This is a genomic window from Pseudomonas citronellolis (genome assembly GCF_900112375.1).
Taxonomy (GTDB): Bacteria; Pseudomonadota; Gammaproteobacteria; order Pseudomonadales; family Pseudomonadaceae; genus Pseudomonas; species Pseudomonas citronellolis.
This window is the reverse complement of sequence record NZ_FOLS01000076.1, coordinates 1-1238: the sequence shown is the minus strand read 5'-3', so window position 1 is coordinate 1238 and position 1238 is coordinate 1. Positions and strand designations below refer to the sequence as shown.

The 1238-nt window shown below is 57.9% G+C and carries 1 protein-coding gene; it reads right to left on the bottom strand.

Features of this window, described 5'->3' with window-relative positions; genetic code table 11:
* Positions 1 to 16 precede the first annotated feature (16 nt).
* On the bottom strand, positions 17 to 994 hold the full coding sequence (locus BM060_RS32035) for an IS110 family RNA-guided transposase (protein WP_074986594.1): 978 nt from the start codon (positions 992 to 994) through the stop codon (positions 17 to 19).
* Between the last annotated feature and the right edge of the window lie 244 nt (positions 995 to 1238).

The following is a 1238-nucleotide window of genomic DNA, read 5'->3' as shown; positions in this document are numbered from 1 at the left end:
GTAGATACCGTGTCACCTAGCCTCGAGCAAGGGCCAGTTCCACGTTGTAGGGCTGGCCCGACTTGAGGACGCCGTAGGCAATCTGCAGCAGTTTGCGCATGGCCGCACAGATGATCTGTTTACCCGCTTTGCCTTTCTCTTCGAGCCGTAAACGCAATGCCCGTACCGCCTGGTTATGGCTCATGGCACAGATGGCTGGCATGAACAGGCCTGCACGTAAGAGGCGTGAGCCGATCTTTGAGATCCTCACCTGGCCCTTGTGTTGGCCGGATTCCCTGAGCCTCGGATTGAGTCCTGCAAAAGCCACGACCGCCCGGGCACTCTCGAAGCGGCTGATTGATCCAAGTTCGGCCAGCAACAGGGCTGCAGTTTTGTCGCTGATACCCTCGATACTCGTCAGCAGATCGCGCTTGCCCCGCAAGTCAGGATCGTCGTCGATATGTTGGCGAATCGCTTCCAGCGTCTGTTCAATCTGCTGTTCCAGATGGGCCGAGACCGACAGGATCGACTCTTTCACCACGTCGCTCTTGGCGGTTTCCAGGCGGTTGATTTCCATCTGGAACAGCTCCTTGAGCTCTTCGTAGCGCCGTACCAGCGCACGGAGTTGCCGCACGCTCACCGGGTCAGGCTGCCAGAGCTGGAGATCCTCGACATGCCGGGCGCCGTAGAGGGCGATCAACTTGGCGTCGACCTTGTCGGTCTTGACCCGCTGCAACTGGCTTTGCGCATAGCTGGCGATACGTGCCGGATTCATCACGCAGACACGATATCCCCGGGCCAACAGATAGTCGCCCAAGGCTTCGTGATAGATGTTGGTGGCTTCCATCACCACCCACGCCCCTGGCTCGGCATGTTTTTGCAGCCACAGGTCAAAGACGCTGAAGCCCGACTGATCGTTGCTCAGGTTGCCTTTGGTGCGGTATTTGCCATTGCTCTGCAGAACCGCAATGTCGAAAGTTTTCTTGGCGATATCCACGCCCACTACGATGGCCATAACTCCTGCTACCTCTTACAGCTTTACATCATCAGCACTCCACTCCATCCAACCTTGCCTATGCGAGCTACCACCGGGTGGGGCTCCAGATACCGTTCGGACTCACGAGTGGATTGGGAAGGCAGGAGACTATCTACAGTGCAGGCTCGTAGCCTAGGAGCGGACACGTCTTCCTGGTCTTCCTTCCGGTGATCAGCCGGAGACTACCCGCCGTTATGGCGGGTCGTCGACATACAAGGAGCGG

What these genes read in the sequence shown, in the direction of transcription:
- BM060_RS32035 (WP_074986594.1), bottom strand. Translation starts at nt 994, where the DNA reads ATGGCCATCGTAGTGGGCGTGGATATCGCCAAGAAAACTTTCGACATT.